The 25,883-nt window shown below is 38.4% G+C and carries 24 protein-coding genes and 1 tRNA gene; 9 read left to right on the plus strand and 16 right to left on the minus strand.

Annotated elements, in window-relative coordinates; all coding sequences use genetic code 11:
• Window positions 1-117: 117 nt before the first annotated feature.
• Complete coding sequence (locus tag CLW00_RS18455) at window positions 118-1,107, plus strand: bile acid:sodium symporter family protein (protein WP_106135243.1); 990 nt, start codon at window positions 118-120, stop codon at window positions 1,105-1,107.
• 262 nt (window positions 1,108-1,369) lie between these two features.
• Window positions 1,370-1,807 (plus strand): nuclear transport factor 2 family protein, encoded by a 438-nt coding sequence (locus CLW00_RS18460; RefSeq protein WP_106135187.1) that lies wholly within the window; start codon window positions 1,370-1,372, stop codon window positions 1,805-1,807.
• A gap of 648 nt (window positions 1,808-2,455) precedes the next feature.
• Here the strand turns inward: CLW00_RS18460 and CLW00_RS18465 are convergent.
• Both CLW00_RS18465 and CLW00_RS18470 read right to left on the minus strand, forming a co-directional pair.
• Entirely contained in the window at window positions 2,456-3,184 is a 729-nt protein-coding gene (locus CLW00_RS18465) for a CPBP family intramembrane glutamic endopeptidase (RefSeq protein WP_106135188.1), read from the minus strand.
• Window positions 3,185-3,218: 34 nt separating this feature from the next.
• A complete protein-coding gene (locus CLW00_RS18470; protein ID WP_106135189.1) occupies window positions 3,219-3,845 on the minus strand; it encodes a DUF998 domain-containing protein in 627 nt (208 codons plus the stop codon).
• Window positions 3,846-4,155: 310 nt separating this feature from the next.
• Between CLW00_RS18470 and CLW00_RS18475 the strand changes: the two genes are divergently transcribed.
• On the plus strand, window positions 4,156-4,308 hold the full coding sequence (locus CLW00_RS18475; protein WP_106135190.1) for a glycine zipper domain-containing protein: 153 nt from the start codon (window positions 4,156-4,158) through the stop codon (window positions 4,306-4,308).
• Between the two features lie 247 nt (window positions 4,309-4,555).
• On the opposite strand, the gene CLW00_RS18480 is transcribed toward CLW00_RS18475, so the two are convergent.
• From CLW00_RS18480 to CLW00_RS18495, 4 genes are all read right to left on the minus strand, one after another.
• A complete protein-coding gene (locus CLW00_RS18480) occupies window positions 4,556-5,125 on the minus strand; it encodes a Crp/Fnr family transcriptional regulator (RefSeq protein ID WP_106135191.1) in 570 nt (189 codons plus the stop codon).
• 557 nt (window positions 5,126-5,682) lie between these two features.
• Window positions 5,683-6,108 carry a hypothetical protein gene (locus CLW00_RS18485; protein ID WP_146131458.1) on the minus strand — a complete coding sequence of 142 codons (426 nt, stop codon included), beginning with the start codon at window positions 6,106-6,108 and terminating at the stop codon, window positions 5,683-5,685.
• A gap of 175 nt (window positions 6,109-6,283) precedes the next feature.
• Window positions 6,284-9,715: a CotH kinase family protein gene (locus CLW00_RS18490; protein ID WP_106135193.1), complete on the minus strand. Its 3,432-nt coding sequence runs from the start codon at window positions 9,713-9,715 to the stop codon at window positions 6,284-6,286.
• 592 nt (window positions 9,716-10,307) lie between these two features.
• The gene (locus CLW00_RS18495; protein ID WP_106135194.1) at window positions 10,308-10,799 is read right to left on the minus strand and encodes a DinB family protein; all 492 of its coding nucleotides are present in this window, start codon (window positions 10,797-10,799) and stop codon (window positions 10,308-10,310) included.
• 87 nt (window positions 10,800-10,886) lie between these two features.
• Here CLW00_RS18495 and CLW00_RS18500 point away from each other — a divergent pair, with 87 nt between their 5' ends.
• Window positions 10,887-11,837 carry a helix-turn-helix transcriptional regulator gene (locus tag CLW00_RS18500; protein WP_106135195.1) on the plus strand — a complete coding sequence of 317 codons (951 nt, stop codon included), beginning with the start codon at window positions 10,887-10,889 and terminating at the stop codon, window positions 11,835-11,837.
• 118 nt (window positions 11,838-11,955) lie between these two features.
• On the opposite strand, the gene CLW00_RS18505 is transcribed toward CLW00_RS18500, so the two are convergent.
• The 3 genes from CLW00_RS18505 to CLW00_RS18515 are packed head-to-tail and all read right to left on the minus strand — an operon-like array spanning window position 11,956 to window position 13,011.
• Window positions 11,956-12,210 (minus strand): hypothetical protein, encoded by a 255-nt coding sequence (locus CLW00_RS18505; protein ID WP_245917387.1) that lies wholly within the window; start codon window positions 12,208-12,210, stop codon window positions 11,956-11,958.
• Window positions 12,200-12,595, minus strand: a complete 396-nt coding sequence (locus tag CLW00_RS18510; protein ID WP_106135196.1) for an SRPBCC family protein — start codon at window positions 12,593-12,595, stop codon at window positions 12,200-12,202. Before CLW00_RS18510 ends, CLW00_RS18505 begins: the two co-directional genes overlap by 11 nt.
• 2 nt (window positions 12,596-12,597) lie before the next feature.
• Complete coding sequence (locus CLW00_RS18515) at window positions 12,598-13,011, minus strand: VOC family protein (RefSeq protein ID WP_106135197.1); 414 nt, start codon at window positions 13,009-13,011, stop codon at window positions 12,598-12,600.
• A 135-nt stretch (window positions 13,012-13,146) separates the two neighbouring features.
• Here CLW00_RS18515 and CLW00_RS18520 point away from each other — a divergent pair, with 135 nt between their 5' ends.
• The 3 genes from CLW00_RS18520 to CLW00_RS18530 all read left to right on the plus strand — a co-directional run bounded on the left by CLW00_RS18520 (window position 13,147) and on the right by CLW00_RS18530 (window position 15,547).
• Window positions 13,147-14,121, plus strand: a complete 975-nt coding sequence (locus CLW00_RS18520; RefSeq protein WP_106135198.1) for a GlxA family transcriptional regulator — start codon at window positions 13,147-13,149, stop codon at window positions 14,119-14,121.
• A gap of 113 nt (window positions 14,122-14,234) precedes the next feature.
• The gene (locus CLW00_RS18525) at window positions 14,235-15,098 is read left to right on the plus strand and encodes an SRPBCC family protein (protein ID WP_106135199.1); all 864 of its coding nucleotides are present in this window, start codon (window positions 14,235-14,237) and stop codon (window positions 15,096-15,098) included.
• Window positions 15,099-15,109: 11 nt separating this feature from the next.
• Window positions 15,110-15,547, plus strand: coding sequence for a VOC family protein (locus CLW00_RS18530; RefSeq protein ID WP_106135200.1), 438 nt, complete (start codon window positions 15,110-15,112; stop codon window positions 15,545-15,547).
• Between the two features lie 4 nt (window positions 15,548-15,551).
• On the opposite strand, the gene CLW00_RS18535 is transcribed toward CLW00_RS18530, so the two are convergent.
• Together CLW00_RS18535 and CLW00_RS18540 are read right to left on the minus strand one after the other, a co-directional pair.
• Window positions 15,552-15,824 carry a helix-turn-helix domain-containing protein gene (locus tag CLW00_RS18535; RefSeq protein ID WP_106135201.1) on the minus strand — a complete coding sequence of 91 codons (273 nt, stop codon included), beginning with the start codon at window positions 15,822-15,824 and terminating at the stop codon, window positions 15,552-15,554.
• Between the two features lie 302 nt (window positions 15,825-16,126).
• A tRNA-Pro gene (locus tag CLW00_RS18540) sits at window positions 16,127-16,200 on the minus strand.
• A 350-nt stretch (window positions 16,201-16,550) separates the two neighbouring features.
• Here CLW00_RS18540 and CLW00_RS18545 point away from each other — a divergent pair.
• Together CLW00_RS18545 and CLW00_RS18550 are read left to right on the plus strand one after the other, a co-directional pair.
• The gene (locus tag CLW00_RS18545) at window positions 16,551-17,960 is read left to right on the plus strand and encodes a S8 family peptidase (protein ID WP_106135202.1); all 1,410 of its coding nucleotides are present in this window, start codon (window positions 16,551-16,553) and stop codon (window positions 17,958-17,960) included.
• 1 nt (window position 17,961) lies between these two features.
• Window positions 17,962-20,742 carry a CHAT domain-containing protein gene (locus CLW00_RS18550; RefSeq protein WP_146131459.1) on the plus strand — a complete coding sequence of 927 codons (2,781 nt, stop codon included), beginning with the start codon at window positions 17,962-17,964 and terminating at the stop codon, window positions 20,740-20,742.
• 391 nt (window positions 20,743-21,133) lie between these two features.
• Here the strand turns inward: CLW00_RS18550 and CLW00_RS18555 are convergent, their stop codons facing one another.
• The 5 genes from CLW00_RS18555 to CLW00_RS18575 all read right to left on the minus strand — a co-directional run bounded on the left by CLW00_RS18555 (window position 21,134) and on the right by CLW00_RS18575 (window position 25,662).
• Window positions 21,134-22,726 carry a PQQ-dependent sugar dehydrogenase gene (locus CLW00_RS18555; RefSeq protein WP_245917389.1) on the minus strand — a complete coding sequence of 531 codons (1,593 nt, stop codon included), beginning with the start codon at window positions 22,724-22,726 and terminating at the stop codon, window positions 21,134-21,136.
• The gene (locus CLW00_RS18560; protein ID WP_106135204.1) at window positions 22,723-23,457 is read right to left on the minus strand and encodes a ThuA domain-containing protein; all 735 of its coding nucleotides are present in this window, start codon (window positions 23,455-23,457) and stop codon (window positions 22,723-22,725) included. Before CLW00_RS18560 ends, CLW00_RS18555 begins: the two co-directional genes overlap by 4 nt.
• Before the next feature lie 80 nt (window positions 23,458-23,537).
• Window positions 23,538-24,251 (minus strand): HAD family hydrolase, encoded by a 714-nt coding sequence (locus tag CLW00_RS18565; RefSeq protein WP_106135205.1) that lies wholly within the window; start codon window positions 24,249-24,251, stop codon window positions 23,538-23,540.
• A 53-nt stretch (window positions 24,252-24,304) separates the two neighbouring features.
• Entirely contained in the window at window positions 24,305-25,282 is a 978-nt protein-coding gene (locus CLW00_RS18570; protein WP_245917391.1) for an MBL fold metallo-hydrolase, read from the minus strand.
• Between the two features lie 146 nt (window positions 25,283-25,428).
• Window positions 25,429-25,662, minus strand: coding sequence for an acyl carrier protein (locus tag CLW00_RS18575; protein WP_106135206.1), 234 nt, complete (start codon window positions 25,660-25,662; stop codon window positions 25,429-25,431).
• Window positions 25,663-25,883: the final 221 nt, after the last annotated feature.

The raw sequence follows: 25,883 nt of genomic DNA on the forward strand, positions 1-25,883 counted from the left end.
GAAAGGAAGATATATCAATTAGCGAGTATTGCGACAATTGTTTCATTTGTTCTTGGAATAGGAGTTTGGGCAGTTTATAGCCTGGAAGAGTCAGGGATTTTTTGGGTTCTAGCCTTAATGGTATTGAGTATCGCTATAAGGCAAAAAAAACAACTGAGAGGCTATACTTATACAGTAATGATATTTGCCTCAGTGACTGCGGCAATGTTTTATCCCGCTATTTTTGTCGAAATCAAGGGCTTTCAAATGGGAGGTTTGATTGTTCCCCTGTTGCAGATTATCATGTTTGGTATGGGGACATCCATGAGTTTTAATGATTTTAAAGGCGTTATAAAAATGCCGAAAGGCGTGATAATCGGAATTCTATGTCAATTCACTATTATGCCCATTGTTGGATATGCACTAGCCAAGGGCAGTGGCTTTCCTCCTGAAATCGCTGCGGGAATTATTCTCATTGGTTGTTCTCCCAGTGGAATGGCTTCTAATGTAATGAGTTATTTGGCTAAGGCCAATTTGGCGCTTTCAATTACAATCACAGCGGTAACCACCATGCTTGCACCTTTTATTACCCCTTTGCTAATGGGTTTACTTGCGGGGGAGTTTGTAGAGGTTGAAGTGTGGAAGATGATGATGGATATTATAAAAATAGTGATGATACCCATAGGTTTTGGATTGTTGTTCAATAAGTTTTTTAAAGGCAAAGCCAAATGGCTTGATGATGCGATGCCTGTCGTATCTATGGTGGGAATAGCCCTTATATTGGTTATCATCACAGCGGCAGGTAGAGACAGTTTGCTTGCTATTGGGCCTTTATTAATTGTATTGGTTACAATCCACAACCTTAGTGGCTATACATTGGGGTATTGGGCTGGTAAGCTGTTTCGTATGGATGAGCAAGATTGTAGGACAATTGCACTTGAGGTCGGGATGCAAAACGGTGGACTTGCTTCCGGCATTGCCAAAGAAATGGGTAAAATAGCCACCGTAGGTTTAGGGCCAGCTGTATTTGGACCACTCATGAATGTAACGGGTTCAATTTTGGCTTCTTACTGGCATAGAAAACCTGTGGATATTCCCGCTAAAGAGGTTGGGGAAACAGTTACCTAAACTACACTGAACCCAATACTTTCACCATAATGTTTGTGCGATTCCATTATTCATCGTTTGAAAAATTAATCATTATGATTATCCGCAATCATGCCACTAATCAATTAAACGAGGGTTTATTGGCAAACGGATACTAATAGATATTGGATATTTATTGAAATTGGTTCGAAATCACAGGTTAATTCTATTATTTAGATTCTACTGGTATTAAAGCGGATATACATATTAATCATAAATTCTTATCGAAAAAAAATTACAACACATGAAAATTCTCATCAATTTTATTTTGGTCTTGTTGACAATGGGGCATGCATTTCCACAAGGGATTCAGCAAACTGCGGAGGTTGAGTTGGCGGTAAAAAAACTGTTTGAAGTGATGGAGTCCGGAGAAGAGGAGTTTCTGAGCAGTTTACTTTCTGAAAATCTGAGTTACGGTCATTCTTCGGGTCTGATCCAAGACAAAGAAGCCTTTATGAATGAGGTCATTAGCCGAAAGCCGCTACATCTGAAAAACATCCTTGGTGAGGAAGAGACCATAACAATAGCTTCCAATACAGCAATAGTCCGGCATGTTTTTGTAGCAGATGGGGTAATGCCAAACGGTGAAATAGTACCGGTCCGAATTGGGAATTGTATGGTTTGGATTAAAAATGAAGGAAAGTGGCAACTTTTGGTAAGACAGGCTTTTAAGTTGAATTAAGAATTCCTCTAAGTGTTAGGAAAACCTCTTTTAGAACAGTAGGGAATGACCCAGCAAAGGGCAATCATTGAATTTACAGCTATTCCATTTTCAGCTATCACATAATATTTGAACCACGTTGGTTTTTAATGCATCATATGGATATGCAATCCTAAACAACCAATAGAAAGCTTGGACTTGGTTAATTTAATGATCAAGGGAGAGTGGTTTCGGGAAATCATTTCAAAGGAGTGTGTAAAGATTTTTCCTTATATCTAATAACATGAACAAAACTGGGATTATTTTGACTGTAATTGGCTTCCATTTAGCTTTATCAATATCAAGTCACAATGCAAAAGGATGGGAAGGAAGAATTGATGTATGTGGAGGCCAATCCAAAGTATAAGTCTGTGAATGTCTTTGATTCCCAGAAGAGGATGGTCAAGACCAATGACCTAATATAACCAATAAATGAGCCGTAGATGGATAAAAAAAGCCCAGGTCATGAAGGAAACTCCCTAAGTGCCTAAAGTTTACAAGTGCAAACGGATTTGAAATGATTGGCCATTTTGGTAAAAAATACCTTTCATTTGGAGAAGTGTTTTTTAATGGAGTATTGATTTTTCGGTTTTGTCCATTTGTATATTTCTCAGTTGCGGTGTTGGGCTTTCATTTGGGTAAATTATTTGACGTTAATAAAAAGCTATAAATAACAACGTCCTGAACAAAATGAACTCCCCAAGCTACACCAATTCCTTTTGTTTCCAATACAGATTTTGCCAGGATCCAGCCAAGAAAACCTGCCATAATTACCCCTACGGGACCACCTGGATTTCCAAAATAATGGGGCAGCCCAAATATTAATGCTGAAGCAATCATAATTGTTGATGGTTTCATTACTTCATGCAACAAACCAACGACAGAAAACCTGGTAATGAGCTCTTCACTGAATGAATTGGTAATGGAAAATAGCAGAATAAAAGGAAGAAAAGGAGTGAGTTTGCTCCAGTCGGCTTTGTCTCCAAAGCCCATGTACATAAATAATGTAGTGACTAATGTAATCACTATAAGGTAAGAAGCAGCAACCCCATACCAGGATTCTCCTTCTTTGATGCCAAGCCATTGGACTGCCCTGGCTCCGTCCTGAATATTGCCAAATTTTAGCAAATTTTTACTGTCAGGTTTTAACCAGATTGTTAGAAGCAGCGCACTGAAACTTAAAATCAATCCATAAATCTGAAATATAAAAATCTGATTAACCTGCACATTTTCGACAAGCGGTACATTAAGATTTTGGGTCAGATAGTTACCTCCGAGATAAGCCAATATAAAAGCTGACGGAATGGCTATGCCTAAAATCGTCTGCTTAGAAGTGCCCATGGATAGTTCTGTTTGCATTGCGTATTATTATAAATTTTCAAAGCTTAATACACTATTGACTAAAATTTTGCTGCATTGTCTTCCTTTTACTACATGCATACAAACTAAAGGCACAAAGAAGCACCCAGCCAAAATAACAGGCAAAAACAAACCGCTGGCCAATTGACGGCATACTAGTGAAAATGAATGGCCACGTGCCAAAAAGGAAGCTCCCAAAGGTTAAAAGGTAAAGTGGATTTCTGAGATTTTCCCACTTATCGACATAGCTTAACAGCTTTGGAAAGGTGAATGCTGCTACTAAAAAAGCAATATAGCTTCCAAAACTTCCAATGGCATGAAGAGTCGAAGTCAAAGATGCTTTGTTATCAAAGTCTCCGGGAAAGACACCTGCCATTGCCATGAAAAAACCACTTAAAGCCAGGGCTATAAACGGAACTTTGCCAGGAGTATTCTGAAAGTGCTTTTTAAGCCCCAAGGAAAATAGCACTATCAACAATCCAGGAATGATATACCCAAAGAAATTCCAATACAATTTGTTTGGAGCATCCACAGATCCCAGTTCACTAATAGCTTTAGTAAAATTGCTATACTCAGGCCTGGAAATAGACATGATCAAATAAGTGATCAGAAATATAGCTGGGGCTAACATTCCTGCGATGGCGTAGATTCTTGTGTTCATAAGCTTGAATTGATGGATACCACAAAATAAAGCAAATCATCAATTTGAGATTTTGATCTATATCAAAATCTCAAAAGGTTAAGAGACATAAATTTGCACCCAAGAAAAACAAGTCCACAACCAAATAAAATATGAAACTAAAATTGATCACTACTTTTCTTGCCATTTCATTCATACTGGCTATAGAAACACCAATTGCACATATTTTTATGGCGAGCCGGAGCGGTTTTTCACACAGTTAGTTAAATTTTTAAAGAAAAAAAATTTAAGGGAAAATTACAGGTAATCGATTAAAAACAATTTTAAACACATGAAAAATAAAAATTTTCTAGGAATGTGGGTTCCAATAGGAGTCAGTATAGGTACTGCACTAGGGGTAGCTATCCAAAATATAGGAGTTGGTATTGGCACAGGTCTTTTATTGACATTGCGCCGGGCTTGTTGGCGAAAAGAAAAAATTTAAAGGATGGCAAATCGGGGTAATTGATAATAAGCAGCGTTTGGTTAATGGTGTTTTGAACCGGAATGAATGTAATAGTGCAGCTGTTAACCTATTACCATAGACTTTGTCTTTTCTCCGCGGACTAATTTGCAATGGACTATCAGTATCTCGTATATGTAATCATCGAGTGAGTGCACCCATGGACTGTGGACCGTCTGCTTTGGAATATAGAATGATGCCATCTATATGCCAAAATCAACTGTTAAATTTATCCCTTTTCCGCTCTTACCCGGCTCAACGTTTCCTGAGTGATGCCAAGGTATGAAGCCACCATTCCCAGAGGTATCCTATTCACTTTGTGCTTTTCTGTTTTTAAAAAATATTGATATTTTTCCCGGGCTGAAAAGAACTGTAAAGAAATAGCCTTCTCCGACTTGCTAAGAAAATACCTGGTCATCAATATCCTGCCAAATGTTTCCATGGCATGAAAGTCATGGAAACACTTTTCCAAATCCTCTAACTTTATTACAATAAGGTCACTATCCTCTATGGCCTGAATATGAAATCTGTCCGGCACGTTTTGCAAAAAACTATAGATAGAAGTTATCCACTCTCCCTCAGCAGAAAAATTATCTGTTACCTCTTTTCCATCCTTTTCATAATAGGTACGCAACAGGCCTTTGGTGATGAAATATGTTCGGTCACATACTCTTCCCGGCTTATGTAAAAAATCACCTTTAGAAATTTTCTTGATTGAAGAAATCTTTTGAATCCTTTCCTTTAGATCATCTTCTATAGAAGTAAAGATTTCAATGTGTTCTAAAAGTAGATGTATCATTTTTTAGATAGACTGGATTTTTAGCTTTGAATCTCTAAAACAAATACCCTCTTTAAGCCAGACAACAAGTAAATGCATGAACCAAAATGCCATGGTTAAATCAATGAGATTTGAATCATGACAAATTACAAAAAATACAATGCTGTACAAAAGGCTTAGTTAGCTTTTGAATCATTAAAAACATCCAAAATGGATATGGAAGTAAGCTCTTGGTTTATATGTTTTCCTTTCTGAAGGAAAATTCTGTATAGTAAGTCTGGTGCAATGCAAGGGTAAATAAGGCAGAATTCTATTCCAATTATGGGCTTGTTGTTACAGAAAATACTTTTCAAAAATCAGTAATCAAGTATGTGGTCTTGGAGATGGCCATTTGAATCTTTTATGTCAGGGAATTTTTAACCTCAAGTTTTAGTAATACTTGCTTGTCCCTGTTGTTTTTCAAAATTAGTAATAAATCAGCCAAACAAGTCGGGGGATTTTTGCTGATGGGTTTCAAGGTAGAAGGTATAAGCAGGAAAGGATCTAGGTATAAAAGAAAATTTCACAGATTATTTGACTCAATTTTTAGTGAGATGTAAAATAATGGTAGAATGTACATCTGGAACCACCTTTATTTCTTGGTTTATCATTGTCATTTCACTTGCATTTTGGTGTGACCTTCTGGTTCCATCATCAAATTCTATTTCATATTCAGATTCCAAAAGTTGAAGTCGCCATTTGCGAATTTGGGCAAATCCAGCACGTTCCTTGTCGGAGGTGAGTACATATGAGCTTTCACCATACTGTTCAAATTCATCGAGAGCATATTGATAGGTGACAAATTCCTGATCAAATAAAAAACTGCCCAAATCACCTTCAAACCGCCATACACTGTCCTGCCCATTAGAAGGGCCAAAAGTAATAACAGCTTCATTCACTTCCCATTTCCCAATCAGGCTTTCATTAGCTACATGTTCAAAATCATGACATGAAGAAAATGCCATAATCGAAAATATATAAAGGCAAACTCCTATATAATTTTTAAATTTATTTTGGTTTATCATTGAATTTTTTATGTTTTTAATATTTTTTAGAAGTTAAAAATATATTTTAATATAATAGAATTATATTAAAAAGGCAAAAGCCAAGTTTACTTAGGATAACAAAGAGACCTATTGATCATCGTTTGATAATTCTGGTGATTTCTACTTTTTTACTCGTAACAGCCCGAAGGATATACGTTCCTGGTAACCATGTGCGGATATCTAATTTTATATAATCATCTCCATGACTCGAATGGGAAAACATGTCCTGTCCTTGCATATTGATTACCTGTAGGTCTATTACTTCATCAATCCTGTTTCGATTCAATAGTACCATCACATCATTGCTTGATGGGTTGGGAAAAGTCAATAGGATTATTCTTTCATCCGTATCGCTTTCAATGGAACCCGGGGATTCCACTGCTTTACTGCCAGAAATAGAAATATTGTTGAATCTTGCATTTCCGCTGGTATTGGAGGTGTTTCCCTCAAATCCAATTCTCAATTTGAAATGTTTATTGGCATTTATTTCAGCAAGTGATGTCAAATCCAATTCAAGAAGATTAAAATCAGGGTTTAGGTCAAATGTGCTCAATTCTCTGGGCAGGGCTACAAAACTTTCATCCTCTTGTGTACTGTAAGCAATTTTCAATTGTAAGGGACCATTATTGGTTCTGGAAACCGCTGCTTTAAAAAGCAGGTCTTTGTATTGGTCTGCGGGTATGTCAAAAATAAGGTAGCCTTTCCTGCTTGTTTCACCATCAATCACCATCAAAGGGTTTCTGGTTCTAATGCCCCTCATTTTGTCCATATCAAGAGTAAGGCCATCTGCTGGTTCATCAATAAAATTGATAGAGGTAGGATCGTTCACCCTATCCATTATTCCAGCGGAATTTCCTTCATTGAGAGGGTAGGGATGTATGGCAGGTTCAAACCTCATATTGGCTGAGGTATGATCAATTGCACTGTATGCAGGACTAATGGAGAGAAGTGGCGTATCATTGGCTATGTTGGTATCAAAGTACCAGTAATACATCAGTTCCCTGACTACAACATCATCCTTTGTGAAAACCGCTAAAATCTGAAGGTTTTCGGAAGGAGTGTATTCCAGTTGTTCCTCCTTATACTGCTCTCCGTTGATCAACCAAAAATCAAATTTGTAACCCACATGTGCCTTTGCTTCTAGGGTAATGGGGATATTCTTAAAGTAGGTGCCTTCCCATGGATATGCCTTACCCCCTGTGCCTGCTAAATTTTCATCCAAGCTTAAGGTGTTGATATTGACAAAACCACTTTCAAGCTCCCTCACGTTGATTTGTATAATGAGGTTCTCTTCTAGACCAAATGCTTCTCGGAGGTGCGCTCTCTGTGAATTTGGCCGATCTTGCGCGTATTGATGAAACCTGTTCAGATAATTTTTATAACCGTACAAACTGTTTGTGCTGCTGGGGTAAAAGTTCCATCTGGCAAAATGGCGCTCAAATTCAGGCTCAATTCCAGCATAATAATCGTTGGAAATAGCACTTATTCTTTCTGGTTTAAATGCACTGTTGATAAGGTCATTGAACCTATTGAGGAATAAATTTTTGAATGCACTGTTTTGGAGAAGAGTCCTGAGAATTCGGGTTTTCTCTGGATCATTTGTTGCAAACTCATTTCCTCCTCCTTTTGGGTCAATCCAGTTGATCAATGTATTGAATCCTGCCCCATTGGTCAGGGCAGCATCAAAGTCCCAAACGATAAACCTGAATTTACCGTCATCGAATGAAGAGTTTGTTTGTGTACTGCGCCAAATCCTAAAATGCTTGTCACCGTACCAATCTACATTGTTCCAATAGACAAAGGCTACCACATGATCGATATAGCTTAGAATGTCCAGTTTTTCAGCAATCGTTTCAAAGGAACCATCTTCGCTAAGATCGGTATTGAGGATCAGGTTCCTCAATTCTCTGTAATATTGGATATCACTGGGCGAGCCCTCATCAACCATTGCCGAAGATCCTTCTCCCCAAGGAGAATCTATCATCACCACATTGTCCGGATCAATATTGTAATTGTCACCAACAAAATACCTGTCTATCCTATCTCTTGCAGTGATCAATCCCCAATACTCTCCATTGATATAGTGAACCATGGGAGCGGACCTTTGTAAACCAAGATACATAGGCTCCATAATCCGGTGAAGTACTGCATCAGTTAAGTAATCCAGTCTGTCCCCACCTTGACGGAAGAGCAATCTTTTATAGGAAGTTAATGGATTTCCAAGAGCGGTAAGGGAATTTGGGATAAATGGAAAATCTATGATAGCTTGCTGATCATAATCATTTCTGGCGTACAGCCTGAAACTTTTGATCGGCCTGGTTCTTGAACCACTCCCGTGGATTCTTAATCCCAGTCCCTGTGAAAAAACCAAATCACTGTTCTGGTATAACTCTAAACTTACAGGTTTTTCCGAAGGTCTTCCAGACTGCCGATAATTGGCATTCAATATATATTGGTTGGGTGAACCCCCATTTTCGATAAATCTTTTTCCTGGTACATATAGACCTTCTTCATACCCGAATAAGTCTTCATTATCGACAATCAATGAGAGAATAGGTAAATGATGTGTTTCTACAACCTCCGATGGGAAATAGGTTTTTGCGCTCACTGGACTATACCTTCCATTATGATAAATTGTCGCCCTTATTGCCATTCCTTTTTTGTGATTTTCAGAAGGTTTTTGCCAATGCATTTCAAAATCCCTGTTGTAGGTTGTAATGATATCGCTGAGCTTGTGGGTAGATTCCTGCGAAAGATCCAGCTCTACCGGATCCTCATAGGTAAACGTCGTATGTTCGAAATTTTTGAGAACATTTGTCTCATTTTCGCCTTCAAAATAGTAATCGACTTTAAAAGTGCGTCCTTGCTCAAAAGCTTCCAAAGAGGGGACTGATCCATCCAAAGTATACAAGATGATGCCCTTTTGATTTGGGTTATTGATTTGCAGACTGATGGTGTGCACGTTAGGTGCTGTAATAATAATTTCTGGTTTGCTCAGAAATTCTGTAAACCCGTTTGAATCATTGGGTTGATTTGGAGTCGGAATATCAAAAAATACCAGGTTTTCGGTTCCATCAGGTTGCCTGCCATAGGAAACATCAGTCGGTATAGCCATTGGAGGGATTTCATCTATTACAAACCCTTCTGGGTGTGAAAGCAAAATTTCCTCTCCTGCCGCACTGATTGAATAATTGGTATGAAGTGGCTGGTTTATGTTTTTTCTGTCTTTTCCTGATGCCCAAATGAGTAAAAATCCTTTTGGGGCAATAGTCACATTGGGAAGAACCCACTTAAAGGGGTTGTTTTCATTATCTGAAAGACCATATCCCAATAGATTAACTTCATTTTCACTTGTATTATACAATTCTATCCAATCTGCAAATTCCCCGTCCTCATCACTTATGGTAAAACTATTGGAAGACATAATTTCATTGATCACTACTTGTGACCAGGCATGACCGGCAATCAGGGTCATCAAAACCATAGAGAAAACAATTGCGAAAAAGTGAATGATTTTTCTGTTCATCTTGGCTAAAATAAAGGGTCTGATTTTTTAAAATTATAAATTAAGTTATTGATTAAATTTATCTATCCGCAATTTTACTAGCTATTTATTTATATTAAATTATTTTATCAGAGTAAAATCAATTAAAAATCATGGAATTATTAAATTTATGATCTTTTCTACGTGTTCTCCATACTACTTTTAGACGCTATCTGAATGGTTATTGTCTTGAATGTTTGGTGATTTTTTTCAACAGGCAAAAAAAATGCAAGGTTGGAAGTTTCAAATCTGTATGAATTGATATAGGAAACAGACGTTTATTTGCTCTTTTATTAGTCAGCCATTCTTAGGATTTTTCAAGATTGACCATTAGGTTTTGAATCTGATAGGACCTCGACCATAGAGCTGATTCTTCGTTTAAGTTTATTACTGTAAGCATTTAATGAAGGAAAAAAGAGAGGTGGAGTAAATGGAACTGAAAATAAAAAGGCCAAGGTTGGAGGCTGAATTTTAAGTTTGCTCTAAAATTCACTTCCTTTTCCTTGACCATTTCATTGCTTTTCAATCCATACCGCATTTGTATTTAGGATAAAAAGGATAGCTGTTGTTAAACTCAAAATTGTCTTTCCCAAAAAGCAGGAGGCTCAATACCTAAAGCACGCAAATATACATAACCCTGACCCCTGTGGTGGATTTCGTTGTCAATGAAATACAAAAGTGTACAGTATCCTTTGTCTTTGTACTGACCAAAGGCCAAAAGTTCTTCCTGAAATCTTTCATCACTGATTTGTGGCCAGTAATGATTGATTTCTTCTGTGGATTTATCCCAGAGCTCTAATAATTTTTCTTTACTGTTGCCTGAGCGGTCATTTTCATCGAGTTCCTCCCAAAGGTCAGTCGCCAAGCCCTTGACACCAGGAGCCGCTATGGCCAAAAGTTCGGCTACCATCTGAGCAAATGTCCTCATGCCTCCAATGGAAAAATCAAAAAGTTCTTTTTCTGGAAACGTTTCAATTACCTTTCTGGTAAGTAAGCGATGACCCTGCCAGTGGTTCAAAAATTGATCCTTTGAAATGGGAGTGAGCATTGTTTCTTGTGTTTTCATAGTGTTTTTGAATTTGTTTATACAAAAAAACATATGACTTGTGACAACAGTATGTCAGTAGTATTTTTAAACTTTTAAAAAAATATCATGAACAGAGTTGACAGGTTAACGGCTATCCTCACCCAGCTTCAATCGAAAAGGGTGGTCAAAGGCAAAGAAATTGCTGAAAGGTTTGGTATTAGCCTTAGAACCGTCTACAGAGACATCAGAGCTTTGGAAGAAGGAGGGATTCCTGTAATTGGAGAAGCAGGTATGGGATATTCATTGGTGGAAGGATACAGGTTACCGCCTGTGATGTTCACTCAGGAAGAGGGGATGGCTCTGATATTGGCTGAAAAACTTGTGTCTCAGCTATCGGATAAGGGGAGTAGCCAACACTTGAACTCAGCGATGATAAAAATCAAGTCGGTCTTAAAGAATCATCAGAAGGATGAGTTGGAGAGTTTGGGACAGCAAATCGGTGTTCTTTTTCACCATAACCCTCTGTCGGATGTACAAAGCAAAGATTACTTGAATCTCCTACTGCAAGCCCTGTCAGGTAAATTTATAGTTACAATTACCTACACCACCTTTGAAGAAGAAAAGACTTCCACTCGTACTGTAGAACCTCTTGGGGTATATTTTTCATTTGGACAATGGTACCTGATAGCATGGTGCAGATTAAGGAGAGATTACAGGAATTTCCGCCTCGACAGGGTCAGCAGTTTACAACTGGGTACTGAAACATACAGCCAAAAATCACATCCAAGTTTGCTTGAATATCTTGAAAAAGTCAGAAGTGCAGAAAATCTTTTTGAGTTTACCATTGCGGTTCCTTTTGAGCAGGAAAAGTACCTCAGGGTACAAAAGTACAATATGGGATTGGTGATGGAAACCAGGCATAAGGACCATGTAGAGATGAAGTTTATGACTTCTTCCAGTGAAGGGTTTGTGAGATGGTTGCTTCAGATGGCCGACTCAGTCAAGCTTATAGCACCGGAATCAGCCAAAGAAATGATGAGAGAGATTGTAAATGGGATCAGTAGAAAACTGGATTAATATTTTGGAATATAATTTTAGATCTTCTGTCAAAAGACACCTTGTTTATTCTTTTTCTAGCCATATTTTTTGGTCTTTTGATGACAAAGTCCAAAAGATTAATGGAATGCTCATTCATTTAATTTTGGTGGTCTTCCAATAAGCATACCCTGAATCCATTTTTCTGAAATACATGCTGGATCACTTCAAGGTTTATTTTCTCACAAAATTCAACCCTAAAGATATTGTCACAGTCATCTAGGTCAAAATTCACTTTGTATTGTGGGTAAAACAATTGGGACTGAGCCAAAATCATATCTGCGGATTCTTGTTTTGTCACATTAGTGCAAAATACCTCTACTTGTTTTCCTGTTAGCAACGATTCATTTTTCACAATAATTTTTCAGTCTATATAAAAACATTCCCCAATGGTAGTTGCACCATCGGTAATAATCAGTGACTTCCCTCCAATTACTATGGGTAAGGATAATTTCAGTACTATTATTTTTTACTCTAATATCGAACCTGACAATTGTGTCTAGCCATTCATTATCTGAAGCCACGCAATGCCAAGCGACATGTTGGCTTTCCTTAAGTTCAATCACTTTCATTTTGGTCACGTATCCCTCATCAAAGTCAAATTCATTGACATGACCGAGTATTGGCTCTACTTTAAGCTTCGGCGTCCAGATAGCTGAAAGCCCCTCTTTTGTTGTGATTGCCCCAAAAACCTTTTCGGTAGGAACTTTGATTTTATTAAGATGCTCAATTTGGTACATACTCAGGATGTTTGTTTCGCAAGTGCTTCCTCATCCATAAAAAGTACCTCCCACTGGTGCCCATCCAAATCTGCAAAGGAGTTTTGATACATCCATCCATGGTCCTGTGGTTTGGAATATAAGGATCCACCGGCCTCAAGCGCTTTGTTTACCATTTCATCTACTGCTCCTCTGCTTGGCGCATCTATAGCGATAAGCATTTCTGAGGTTTGGTGGCCATCTGCGATTTTTCTGTCCGTAAACTGACTGAATTTTTCTTCTGTAAGTAGCATGACGTAGATGTTTTCTCCTAAGACCATACATGCTGCTGTTTCATCTGTAAACTGACTGTTGAATGTAAAACCTAAATGCGAAAAGAATTCAATAGATTTATTAAGGTCTTTCACTGGAAGATTGAGATAAATTTGCTTGATCATGTCTATAGTTAGTAAATTGTTAGAAGTATTTGAGTGCTAGACCACAAAACTAAGTGGAATATGAAAGATTTATCCTGTGTAAATCCGACATTGTATGAGGTTGATTACGACATACTTAAAAAATAAATTTGCAGTATGAAACATGTATCGATTTTATTGTTGCATCAAGTAAATCTTGGTGGATTAGAAAATGCAAGGCAAGGTCTACTGGAAGCCAATGAATACTTAAGGGTGAAAGGGAAGGCACCCATGTTTCATGTCAACCTTGTAGGATTGGTATCAGAAGTCTCCCTGAACAATGGCTTATACACCGTCAAACCAGACAAAGTATTGAAAGATGTACCTAAAACTGATATCATAATTATCCCTCCTGTGACAGCAGATATGGCTTCTTCCTTACAGGAAAACAGCGGTTTTTTTTCATGGATCAGAAGACAATATGCCATGGGAGCTGAAGTGGTCACGCTATGTTTGGGTGCTTTTATATTAGGTTCAACAGGACTGTTGGATGGTAAAAAGTGTGTTACTCATTGGAAGGCTGCTGCAGATTTCCAAAAGCTTTTTCCCAATACCAAGCTTCAACCTGACCACCTGCTCACAGATGAAAATGGCATTTATACGGGAGGAGGAGCTTTTTCATCTGCAAATCTGATTTTATATGTCATAGAAAAGATGATAAACAGGGAGGCAGCTGTGTATTGTTCCAAAATTTTTCAGATCGATATGGGGAGAAATTCCCAGTCTCCATTTATCATTTTTAAGGGACAAAAAGACCATGCTGATGTGGAAGTAATAGATATTCAGGAATATGTGGAAATGAATTTTGAAAATAAAATCACAGTCGATGATCTTTGTGATAGGTTCAATATGGTGCGGAGGACTATGGAAAGGAGGTTTAAGCATGCTACTGGTAATACTGTATTGGAATATATTCAGCGGGTAAGGGTAGAGGCTGCTAAGAGAAACCTTGAAAAAACCCGGAAAACCGTAAGTGAAATCATGCATGAAGTAGGCTACTCCGATTCTAAATCTTTCCGTGATATTTTTAAGAAGTATGCTGGAATCTCACCTGTCGACTATAAAAACAAGTACGGCCTTTTCTTGAACTAAGTTGATTTTGTCGTATTTGACCCTTTTATTGTCGTTTTTTAACTATTTGTATACAATATGGAGTGGTATATTTGTGAGTATAGTTTTTTAAATATAAACCAATCCAAAAAAGTATGTCTATTATTCGAATTTCTGCTGCAATCCACGCACCATTAAGCTTGGTATGGAAGTCATGGACTTTAGCTAATCATATTGTCAATTGGAATTTTGCCTCAGACTCTTGGCATTGCCCCAATGCTGAAAATAAGCTTCAACCTGATGGGAAATTTTCCTTTAGAATGGAAGCGAAAGATGGCAGCATGGGTTTTGATTTTTCAGGGAAGTATACAGAGATTAAGGAAGGTGAATCGATTTCATCGGTATTGGATGATGGAAGAAGGGTTAATGTAAAATTTGAGCAAAGAGAGAACTTTGTAGTTGTTAGTCAGGAGTTCGAAGCTGAAAAGGATAATTCAGAGGAGCTTCAAAAACAGGGGTGGCAATCAATATTGGATAATTTTAAATCTTACACAGAGAATCTGGCGGCAAAGGTTAGGATGAATTTTGAAATCCTGATTGAAGCGCCGATAGAAAAAGTGTACGAAACTATGTTGTCTGAAGACACCTATACCCAATGGACATATGCATTTTATCCAGGATCTTTTTACCGTGGTTCATGGGAAGAGGGGGAGAAAATTCTTTTTATTGCTACTGACAGTGAAGGAAATGAAGGCGGAATGGTTGCGAGGGTAAAAAAGTCAATTCCTAATGAAATAGTAAGCTTAGAACACTACGGGATTTTAGATAAAGGTGAGGAAATTACTGAAGGTCCCGAAATAAGTATTTGGTCAGGTGCATTGGAGGAATACAGGTTTGAATCTGTAGAAGGTGGTACACTTCTGAAAATCATAACAGATACCAATGGAGAATATCATGAGTATTTTGAAGTAACATGGCCAAAAGCATTAGAATCCTTAAAATCAATCTGTGAAAACTAAAGATTAATGATATGGCAACAGTAAGCACTTACCTCAATTTCAGACGTGAAACAGAAAAGGCCTTTGTTTTTTACAAAGATGTATTTGGGACAGACTTTATAGAAGGGGTTCATAGGTACAAAGACATGCCCCCTTCAGAAGGTTTACCCCCTTTGCCGGAAGAAGACCAAAACCTAATCATGAACATGACATTACCAATTGTGGGTGGCCATCTTTTGATGGGTTCTGATTGCCCTTCAAGTATGGGACTAGATGTCAGAATTGGCAACAATGTACACGTTAGCTTGCATTTAGATACCAAAGAAGAAACCCAGAAGTTGTTTGCAGCACTCTCCAAAAAAGGTAAAGTCACTATGGAACTTCAGGATATGTTCTGGGGCGATTATTATGGAAGCTGCACAGACCATTTTGGTGTACAATGGATGTTTCATTGTCCTTTACAACAATAGAATTTCATTTTCTGATTTCTGAGAAAACAAAGAAAATTGAGGGTATATAGATGAGCTTTCTTCCCGGCTCATCATCTTTAGCCAATTTCAGGATATCCTTTTCAAGTCCTAAGACCTTGAGCACATTTAAATAATAGCCAATTCTATTACTTGGTGAACCTTTTTCTATGCTATAAATTGTCCTCCTGTTTATACCAGTCCTTTCAGCGAGCTGACCGGTACTTAATTTCCTACGAAGACCAGCAAGCTTGATTTGCTCACCAACTTGACCCATCATGTGTAAAGTTAACTTTGGTAAAAATATTGGTATGCTATTTCCCAAAACTTGCAATTAAAGTAACAAATTCATTGATATTTATGCATTTAATTGCCAGATATGAAATAATGTGATTATCCACTTTCATACTAATAGAACCTATATACAAGAATTAACTTCTGATTTAGAGCCAATATAAATATCCAACACGCCTCCCGGAGTGCAGGTATCCATTAGTATCCGTTGGCAAAATACTAAAAAACGTAAAAGCCTGTAAATCATATGATTTACAGGCTTTTGATAGGCTTTGATTACCCATTCTGTCGGGGTGACAGGATTTGAACCTGCGACCACACGCCCCCCAGACGTGTACGCTACCGGACTGCGCCACACCCCGAATTGAAAACCGAAATTAATACCACTTACTTGTTAATTCAAGCTTCTCTTACAAATTTTTAATTTTCACTCCTTACTTTTTTCTATAGCTTCTAATGACAAATATATCGCCTATTGATAAGTTCAACCCGACAGCATTACTCCATTTTTATAAGTAACACTTACCGAAGTCTTCGGATATAACCTTAGCAAATAAAAATTAATGCTTCAATCAGAATATTACCACCTATTGGGATAAAAAAATAGAATACTTTATAGTATATTGATGTATATATAGTATAATATTCTGTTTAGTAGTTCCTGGTTTATTATGTCAACCACCATTTTACCAACCAAAACCAAAAAATAAACATGAGACAATTTTCAAAAATCCCCCTCTTCTTCTTGCTGCTGGTAATGATTAGTGTATGCTCTTGTAATGAAAATAATACAAGAGGCGCAGAGAATGGCAGCAGCCCATTGACAGGGCTAAAGACTCCTTTTGTCAAAGGAGAAATAGTAGTTGCTTACAAAGATGGAAATGTTGCCAAAACTTATGCCCCAAAAGTAGACTCCTTGATAAGGGCAGAATTTGAAAATGCGGAACAAATCAAATGTGCAAGCTGCATCAATTTAACCGAATTGTGGAGAGCTGAAGGGATTGAGTATTTCATTGAAAGTTTACTGAATAGTTTAATGGATGGACATAGTGGTATCAGAAGCACTACGCCTACAGGAGTAGCAGGTAGTACAGGTGATGAAAATGTATCTATTTCTTTAAATTACATTACAGAGCTGTATGAAACTGCCGAATTTCAGAGTCAGCATTCCTATGCTTCTACATCCAGTTTACAAGCCAATGACGATTTGATAATTGCTGTTTTAGACTCTGGAATAGATAGTCAGACTCTTGGGGATCAATACCTGTGGCAGTCAAAAAATGATGATTCCTGTTTTCCCAATGAAAAATATGGTTGGAATTTTACAGAAGATGGAGAAGCCTTTGATATTGCTGATAACACATCATATAAGCATGGAACATTGGTCAATCTATATATATTGGAACAATTGTACGCCAATTCAGCTAATGTCCCACGAATTTTAAATGTAAAAGTGCTAAATGAGGACAATAAAGGAACTTTGTTTTCTCTTGTGTGCGGGGTTCATTATGCTGTTTTCCAGGGTGCTTCGATTATAAATACCAGTCTTGGCTTTTATGACAGTACAGAATATTCTCAATTTACAAATGGTAGGCATCCTATCATGCACTACCTGCATAACACTTATGCAAATGAAGGCAAAATACTATTTGTTACAGCTGCCGGTAATGAAGTAAAAGATCAAGGAACTGTCCGGAACTTAGAAGAAAACCCATTTTATCCGGCTGTGCTAAGCGAAAATGAGAAAGTAAAAATCAACAACGTCATATCAGTAACTACTTCAGATATTCAGGGAAACTATGTAAGTCCAAAACAAAATTATAGCCCCAGGCATGTTGATGTTGCTATTCGTTCGGATTTTGACGATAATTTTGGATTTGCATTGCCTTTTTCTCTGAGGGGAGAACAGCAGGAGATGATTGGGTCATCTTTTGCCACGGCAATTTTCACAGGTAAAATTGCCGCTAAATGGAATAACGAGCGTGAAAGAATTGATTTTTCATATCAATCTAAATATGATTGGATAGATGATATTTTTCCTCCGGACAGGCGTGAAAATCAAGAACTTAATTCACAAGTTAACAGAGGTTTTTCCTATATTAGGTTAAACAATCAGCCTTGATGTGAACTTTCTAAAAAGCATATTATTTATTGTTTTTATTTTTCTATTAAAAGTGGGTTTGTTGCTGGCACAGTCAGTTGACGAACCTGCTTTTTGGTTGGATCAGGTGAATATCATACATGCTGATCCCGAATTGAGCTGGGAGGAAAAGCAGGATAAAGTGGAATTGATTAGGCAACAGTTTTTGATGCAAAACGACAAAAACGGAGTTTATGCCAAAATTATCCACCGATTGGCTGACTACAAGCGGATATTGGGGGAATTTCAGGAAGCGATCAATCTGATGCAGGAAGCCATTGCTATCAACAAATCCAATGTAGCACATGCAGAGGAGCTGTACCTGACTTTTACTTTTTGTAACATCGGAATTGCCTATCAGGAGCTTGGTATGCAGGAAAAAGCTGAGGCTTATTATGACAGTGCTCTTCACCTGCACCGCAGGTTTCCTGATGAAACCTTTATACCTGCTTTTGTGACTTTTGACAGGAAGACGGTTTACACATTCAATAAAGGAGAGTATCAGCGGACAGTGGACCTCATAGATTATGCCTTTGGTTTTATCAAAGGTTTAGAGGGAACTGTGCAGGAAAATTTATTGCAGATCAAAAAGGCCAGAGCCTTGTTGGAATTGGGGGAGTTTGAACAAGCCGAAAAATTATACCTGCAAAGCATAGCGGTTTTTGAAAGTGGTGAATATTCCGGTGAGTACCCTGCTTTCGCTTATAATTCTTATGGCATTTACCTTGCCACGAGTGGAAGACCTGAGGAAGCAGAGGAATACTTCAATAAGGCACTAAAAATTTATCTTGCCATGGACTACTTGGGAAATGTACTCAATGTCCTAGACGAGCTGTATTTCACCTGGGCAGAAAAGGATGACAATAAAGCATTGACTTACCTTCGCCGTTCACAAAAATATCTGGAACCTTACCAAGGAGCTAGAGAGCACCTCTCCACACTCAATCATATAGGGGCTTCATTTATCCGTCTGCAACGTTTTGATGAAGCATTACCACACCTTCAAGATGCACTGCGCCTTGCAGTAAAAGATTTTGACCCAGCTGACCCCTACGAAAATCCCACAATCTCCCAAATCCAGCAGACAAGCAATTTTATGGAAATTGCCATGATTCTAAAAAATAAGGGAGAAAATATGCTGAGGAAATTTCAGCATAATGGTGGGTCTCAAGAGCAGCTTAGACATGCACTTGCCACCCTGAAGCTTGCCGATAAGGTGATAGACCTGATGCGCTGGGATCAGCAGGCTGAAAATACCAAAGCATATTGGAGAGGCTATACCAAACCGGTTTATGAAATGGCTCTGGAGGCTGCCTACCAGAAAAATGACCCCAGAGCAGCTTTTTATTTTATGGAAAAAAGCAGGGCCGTGATGCTCAATGATAAGCTCAGTGAAATGGGGGCTTTGAAGTTTTTATCTGATGAAGATATTTATAGGGAAAAGCAACTGAAAAAAGAGTCTTTGACTTTTAAAGCGGTTTTGGAATCTACAGACAAGGAAGATCAGGCATTCTACACAGCTTCCGTGAATTGGTTTGAGGCCCAATCCAATTATGAAGCCTTTATCAAAGAATTGGAAAACCGTTATCCCAATTACTACCAGTATAAATATGATACGGCTGTCATTTCCTTGGATCAGTTTCAGCATCAGGTTCTGGGGGATGGTCAGGCCTTCATTTCTTACTTCTTGGGTGATGATGCCCAGTATGCTTTGCTTGTAGCCAAAAATAAGTTGGTGCTTGAAAAGAAAGAAAGGTCTGGCTTGGATGAAAACATCAAGCAATTAAATGCACTCGTGTCAAACAGAGGAAAGTTAAATCAGAACTTCTCAAGTTTTCAGGAATTGGCATCGAAACTTTACCTTCAATTAGTACCCGAATCAGCTGAGGATTTTGACCGGTTGATTATCTCGCCAGATGAATATTTTGTTCCATTCGAGCTATTGATGAAAGACCGTCAAGACCCTGATTCCTATATGGTTCAAAGTCATGCATTGAGTTATAGCTACTCTGCAGGATTCTTGCAAAAGCACATGAAACCCACAGCCAAACACCAGGTTTTCGGCCTAGCTCCTGTTGAATTCAAAGCAGAACTTCAGCAAGCTAGTCTGCTTGGGGCTGACCTGTCCTTGAAAAGGATCAATACATTTTTTCCAAGGAATCATTTTGTGACGCATGAAAAAGCCACAAAGCAGAGTTTTCTGGATAATTTGTCCCAATACTCTATTGTTCAGCTCTATTCCCATGCTGTAGCCGATGCTGAAGGCATTGAACCCAGGCTATATTTTTATGATGAATCTATGCCATTGTCAGAGTTACAATTGTTGGGAGACTTGTCAACTCAGCTGATCGTATTGGCTGCATGCAATACAGGAATAGGGAAAAATATAAGTGGGGAAGGAATTTTTTCTTTGGCGAGGGGTTTTGCCGCAGCCGGAATTCCATCAAGCGTGACAACACTTTGGGAAGTAGAAAGTAAAACTACTTATCAGATTACCGAATTGTTTTACAAATACCTGAGCAAAGGTTTGCCAGCTGATGTGGCCATGCAAAAAGCCAAATTGGAATTTATGGATCAAAATGAATCAGTGATGCAGCTTCCTTATTTTTGGGCAGGAAATGTATTGGTCGGCAGGGCAGAGGTAATGATGCCGGCTCAAGCAGGAAAGAGGTTTTTTTGGATTTTTGGAATGTTTGTGCTTTTCGTTTGTCTGGGCTTTTTATATTCCTGGATGAATAGCCGGAAAAGTAAATTGATAAAGTAACTCAGAAGCATTTCTCTTAGATCAGTTATCCCCTTCAATTCTTTTTTGAAGAATGTATATTTAATCAGGAGCAGGATTTTTTAAAAGATTTCCAAAATCAGGTAACATAATTAAGCATAGCGGATATGGTTAAGAACAGACGGTAAAATGGGGAAACCACCGTCGGTTTGGGGTGAACACAACTTTTGGGAAACCTATCCTTCTGCCGCTTTATTTTTTAGCGGCACTTTTTATAAATGCAAATACTGAATTATACCAGCAAAGTCTAAATTTCATTTAAATCATTGATAATTAAATCAATAGGAGGAATGCCCAATATCCACCAATATCGAAATCTTGAAAAGACTAGCTTAAATTAGCTTCTAGCATAAAATCATGGGAACACAAATTTTTAAAGTGCTTTTCTTTCTTCGAAAACTTCCCCTGGAATCACGGCTCCTGCATTGTTGCCAAAACTGTTTCTAATAAAAGTCAGGATCTCCGCAATCTCTTCATCGCTGAGGTGTCGGTATGAAGGCATTTCCTGGTGGTAGTCAAGTCCATTGACGGTTATTTCTTCCGATAGGCCTTGAAGCATTACCCGAATCAGGCGCCCTTTATCACCTGTAACCCATTCTGTAGCAGCCAATGGAGGTATCAATCCCTCTGCTCCTTTTCCATCGGGACCATGACAGGTAAGGCAATGTTGGGTATAGAGTTGTGCTCCTTTTTCAAGGTCCTCACTGACCTCAAAAGACCAGTTTTCATCCATCAAGACCATTGTTTCCTTTTCTTTTTGAAAGATGGGGAGAATATGGTTTATCGCGTTTTCAGCTTGTAGTATCCTAATTTTAAGTATTTTGTCTGGCCCTTCAGGAAGCTCGGGATACATCCAAGGCTGGAACCTTGGGTGCCAGTCTCTATTACTGGTACTGATGAAAATGTCGCCATTTTCTGCTATGGAAACATCTCTCAACCGGCCAAAATATTTTTGTAAGTAAATGCCCTCTTCGGTAATAGCTGTTCCTTCGTCATTCAAGTGCAAAACCCGCAATGACATCCCTTTCATGCTGACAAGCAAAAGGCTATTGTCCCATTCTGGAATGATTCCCTTTTTCAAGTAAGAAATCCCGGCAGTGGCAATAGTCGGTGTCCAGGCCTTTAGTGGATCTATTGTTTGATGCTCCTTTTGGTAGGTTTTTTCCTCCTCAGAATCAGCAAAACCTTGTACATCAGGCCAACCGTAATTGCCACCTTTTACCAATAAATTGACCTCGTCATCATTGAGAGGGCCGTGGTCTGAACCATAGAGTTGGTTGTTTTTCCCAAATACCAAACCTTGTGTGTTTCTCAATCCCATGGCCCAAACTGGATTCTTTGGATAAGGATTGTCTTCAGGAATGCCTCCATCAAGTTCTATCCTGAGGACCTTACCTCCCAAAAAATCAAGGTCTTGGGTCCTGTCAGTTTTACCCACATCTCCCAAAGAAAAATAGAGCTTGTCGTCTGAACCAATTACCAACCTGGACCCATTGTGAAAGGTCGCACCGGGAAGACTGTCCAGTAGGATTCGGGGATTGGTCAGAGTGTCTTTTCCAATTTCATATCGGACTAACCTGGAACTCACTTTTTCATCCATACCCTCCCTCGGGATAGCAAAGGTATAGTGTATAAATACATAGTTTTTCTCAGGATGTACTGTCATCCCCAACAATCCATAAGACTTCTTAGCCAGGATATCAGATACAGTCAGGACATGCTTTTTTTCACCCGTCTCTAAATCATACCTGTATACATTTCCTGCTACTTCTGTAAACCACAACTCTCCTGATCTTGCAGTTTCTATATCCCAAGGCACAGTAAGACTGTCAATGACTTCAGTGATTTCAAGGATGGAGTTTTCAAGTTGTATGTATCCAATGACCTTATGCCCTAATCCCTCCTTTTCAGGCATAGAACAGGCCAAAATGCTGATGGAACACACAAAAATCAAAATCCTATTCATTTGCTTAATGTCCATTTGATTCCTTCAGTCAGGTGTTTTAAAAAAGTCGCATCACTGTAATGCTCGCTTTTGTGTCCCAGTGCAGTGTAAAAAACCCTAGCCTTTCCAAAATGATGGTACCAGGAAAGTGGGGTATAATTGCCGAAAATACTACCTGGATAAGTATCTTTTTGCGGGTCTTCAATGGTCCTGAGGTCAGCCGCCAATAGGATGGTGATGGCAGGATTTAGATGGTCAAAATAGTAGCATTCGTCCTCCCATTTCCAAATGTCTGGCAAAAACGCTGTAGCTGGATGCTGGGGGTTGATCACTTTTATGTCAAAAGCCTGATAAGCTGGATGGCTTCGGAATTTACCCCCTTGCATTTCCCAAAACCAAGGCCATTCTCTTTCGGAACCTGTGCTGATATGGACGCCTACAAAGCTCCCGCCTTTTTCTATAAATTCTTTAAAGGCCTTTCGCTGTGCATCTGTGTAAAAAGCCTCATTGTTGGTATTGTTGAAAATTACCAAATCAAGCTTAGAGAGATTCTCAGGTTTGAAAAAATCAGGATCGTCACTTACCTGCATCGTATAGAAGTTTGATTCTCCGATCCCTAACAATGCCTGGGTACTGGCCTCAACGTTGTCATGAACATAACCCTCACCATTGTGGGTGTATATCAATATGTTTTGAGCTTGGATTGGCGTCCATAGCACAATGATTGCTAATAAAAAGAGGGCTGACTTCATAAACGTAAATTAACTTAATTCATGAAGTAGCCCAAAAGAAAATTGATCAACGGATCAAATCAGCATTTTCAAAACAGCAATCAATTTCTACTCAAACAATCCTCACCTTTTAAAAGTGGAATAATTTCATTGATAGTGTCGACTTGATGAAAATTGTCATGCTCAATGTGATGATCGATTTTTTCATGTTCCCATGTGATATGATAAGGAACATATACAGCAGAACCTCCTGCCTGCAAAACAGGTAGGATATCAGACCGAAGTGAGTTGCCTACCATGAGAAATTCATCAGGTGCGCAATCCAAATGACGGATCAACTTTTGAAAATCTTCCTTATTTTTATTGCTCATTATTTCGATGTGGTGGAAGTGCCTGGCCAAGCCTGACTTCAATAATTTCCTTTCCTGGTCAAGCAAATCTCCTTTTGTGGCCATGACCAGTCTATAGTCTCCATTTAGAGATTTTAGTGTTTTTTCCACATTTTCCAACAGCTCGATTGGCTTGCCAAGAATCTCCCTGCCAATTGCCAAAGCCCCTTCTACAAGATGCAGAGGACCTTTTTTATCAGTTATATTCATTATCGCCTCGATCATGCTAAGTGTAAATCCCTTCACACCATAGCCATACAAAGGCAGGTTATTGATTTCAGTTTTAAACAACTCTTGGTTGGCTTCTTCTTTGGGCAGGTAATCTTTTACCAATTCACAGAATTTATCTTCTGCTTCTCTAAAGTAGGGTTCGTTTACCCATAATGTATCATCTGCGTCAAATGCAATTACTTTGATATTCTTCATTGATTAATTTTTATTTTTTTAGGACTAAGCTTGAAGAACTTATTCCTGATTATTTATTGTCCCTCCGATTTCAGTAAGTTTTGGCCTATCATGGGTTCAATCAGCTGGCCTTGAATCAACTCACTATGTTCCACCAAAATATCCCAGGGTTCCATCCTTGGTTCGTCTGAAAGGTCAAAAGTACCAAAGTGCATGGGTATAAAGAACTTTCCTTCCATCACATTGAAGGCATCAATGGCATCAGTTGGACTGATGTGTGATTGGTTCATAAACCACTCTGGCCTAAAAGCGCCAACTCCCATCAGGCAAAAATCAGGTGCACCAAGCGTATTTTTGATGTCTTCAAAATGAGGACCTTTACCGGAATCTCCCATAAAGTAAATTTTTTGTTGAGGGGTTTGGAAGTAAAATCCTCCCCAGAGGCTTTTATTGTCATCCCAAAGCCACCTTTTGGACCAATGTCTACTTGGTACATAGGTGATATTGATGGCAGTTTTGTCAATTTGATATTGCTGATACCATCCCGCTTCCTGTATTTCCTGTCCCTCTGTCCATGATTTGATGACTTTTTTGAGTCCCAGCCCAGTCAGGAATTTGGCTTTTGGATGTTGTTTGGAGAGAAATTGAATGGTCTGCTTGTCACAGTGGTCTCGGTGATTGTGGGAAATCATGATGAAATCCAAAGGAGGGAGCTCCTCGATAGGAAATGGCAGCTTGCTATCTCTCTTTAAAAATGTATTGTCGATCAGTATAGGGTCAATCAAAATCACTTGGCCACTTAGTCTCAATAGGTAAGTGGCATGACCTAGCCATAACATGTAGTCCTCTTCACCAAGTAGGTCTTCAGGGTCGAAATCAACGATCAAGGTTCTGTTTTCACTTTCCTTTTCTTCTTTATAGGGGTTTTTGCTGGTCTGCCATTTGAGCAAATCAGCAAAACTAGACTCAAAAGGGTGGTATAAATTTACAAATCTTTCCTTCTCATCTATAGGCGTACCTTTCCATTCAGGAGGTGCTGATATGGTTTCCAAGTTAGGGTTTGATATATAACTTATCTTTTCAGATGTAGTGGGTTTTGCCATTATCCAAATAAAAATAGGGAGTGCTAGTACGAAGGAAAATCCAATTAATTTTTTCATCTCTCTCAACACAACCACCAAATCAACAGAAGAGTTTGTCAAGCACTTAAAAGGTAGGCTATAGCCTCTGAAGGTGTCTGAATATCTTTCACTTTGTCTTCTTGAATTTCTTTGTTCAGCTCCAATTCCAACTCATAAATCAATCCATTTACAAAAATCCAGTCCATGTGGAGTTCTAGGTAAAAATTAGCTGTTTTTCTTTGACCTGTCAAGGGTATGCCATAAGACTTAAAAACGGAGATGGCTTTTTTCAATTCTTTGATGTTTTTCATTAGGAGAAAATTTAGGAAGTAATTACATCGAAGACGAAGGGTTTAAAGCTTCTGTTTTAGAATAAACATTAGTTTAACCTCTTTTAAGAAATAAAAGTCTGTAATTTCTTAAATACACAAAACACCAGCAACTTATTTACCATTGTACCCAATGGCTGTTTGATGGGTTTTAAAATGGCATGATCATTCTTTAGAATAACCTTGTTTAAAAACAGGGTAAA

Source organism: Mongoliibacter ruber (genome assembly GCF_003003005.1).
GTDB lineage: Bacteria > Bacteroidota > Bacteroidia > Cytophagales > Cyclobacteriaceae > Mongoliibacter > Mongoliibacter ruber.

Excerpts from the sequence above, each read along its gene's own strand:
- CLW00_RS18525 (WP_106135199.1), top strand. The coding sequence starts at position 14,235 with ATGTCTATTATTCGAATTTCTGCTGCAATCCACGCACCATTAAGCTTG.
- CLW00_RS18460 (WP_106135187.1), top strand. The coding sequence starts at position 1,370 with ATGAAAATTCTCATCAATTTTATTTTGGTCTTGTTGACAATGGGGCAT.
- CLW00_RS18560 (WP_106135204.1), bottom strand. The coding sequence starts at position 23,457 with ATGAAGTCAGCCCTCTTTTTATTAGCAATCATTGTGCTATGGACGCCA.
- CLW00_RS18565 (WP_106135205.1), bottom strand. The coding sequence starts at position 24,251 with ATGAAGAATATCAAAGTAATTGCATTTGACGCAGATGATACATTATGG.
- CLW00_RS18530 (WP_106135200.1), top strand. The coding sequence starts at position 15,110 with ATGGCAACAGTAAGCACTTACCTCAATTTCAGACGTGAAACAGAAAAG.
- CLW00_RS18495 (WP_106135194.1), bottom strand. The coding sequence starts at position 10,799 with ATGAAAACACAAGAAACAATGCTCACTCCCATTTCAAAGGATCAATTT.
- CLW00_RS18520 (WP_106135198.1), top strand. The coding sequence starts at position 13,147 with ATGAAACATGTATCGATTTTATTGTTGCATCAAGTAAATCTTGGTGGA.
- CLW00_RS18555 (WP_245917389.1), bottom strand. The coding sequence starts at position 22,726 with ATGAATAGGATTTTGATTTTTGTGTGTTCCATCAGCATTTTGGCCTGT.
- CLW00_RS18480 (WP_106135191.1), bottom strand. The coding sequence starts at position 5,125 with ATGATACATCTACTTTTAGAACACATTGAAATCTTTACTTCTATAGAA.
- CLW00_RS18575 (WP_106135206.1), bottom strand. The coding sequence starts at position 25,662 with ATGAAAAACATCAAAGAATTGAAAAAAGCCATCTCCGTTTTTAAGTCT.
- CLW00_RS18485 (WP_146131458.1), bottom strand. The coding sequence starts at position 6,108 with ATGGCATTTTCTTCATGTCATGATTTTGAACATGTAGCTAATGAAAGC.
- CLW00_RS18500 (WP_106135195.1), top strand. The coding sequence starts at position 10,887 with ATGAACAGAGTTGACAGGTTAACGGCTATCCTCACCCAGCTTCAATCG.
- CLW00_RS18465 (WP_106135188.1), bottom strand. The coding sequence starts at position 3,184 with ATGCAAACAGAACTATCCATGGGCACTTCTAAGCAGACGATTTTAGGC.
- CLW00_RS18475 (WP_106135190.1), top strand. The coding sequence starts at position 4,156 with ATGAAAAATAAAAATTTTCTAGGAATGTGGGTTCCAATAGGAGTCAGT.
- CLW00_RS18455 (WP_106135243.1), top strand. The coding sequence starts at position 118 with ATGGTATTGAGTATCGCTATAAGGCAAAAAAAACAACTGAGAGGCTAT.
- CLW00_RS18545 (WP_106135202.1), top strand. The coding sequence starts at position 16,551 with ATGAGACAATTTTCAAAAATCCCCCTCTTCTTCTTGCTGCTGGTAATG.
- CLW00_RS18470 (WP_106135189.1), bottom strand. The coding sequence starts at position 3,845 with ATGAACACAAGAATCTACGCCATCGCAGGAATGTTAGCCCCAGCTATA.
- CLW00_RS18510 (WP_106135196.1), bottom strand. The coding sequence starts at position 12,595 with ATGTACCAAATTGAGCATCTTAATAAAATCAAAGTTCCTACCGAAAAG.
- CLW00_RS18535 (WP_106135201.1), bottom strand. The coding sequence starts at position 15,824 with ATGATGGGTCAAGTTGGTGAGCAAATCAAGCTTGCTGGTCTTCGTAGG.
- CLW00_RS18490 (WP_106135193.1), bottom strand. The coding sequence starts at position 9,715 with ATGAACAGAAAAATCATTCACTTTTTCGCAATTGTTTTCTCTATGGTT.
- CLW00_RS18515 (WP_106135197.1), bottom strand. The coding sequence starts at position 13,011 with ATGATCAAGCAAATTTATCTCAATCTTCCAGTGAAAGACCTTAATAAA.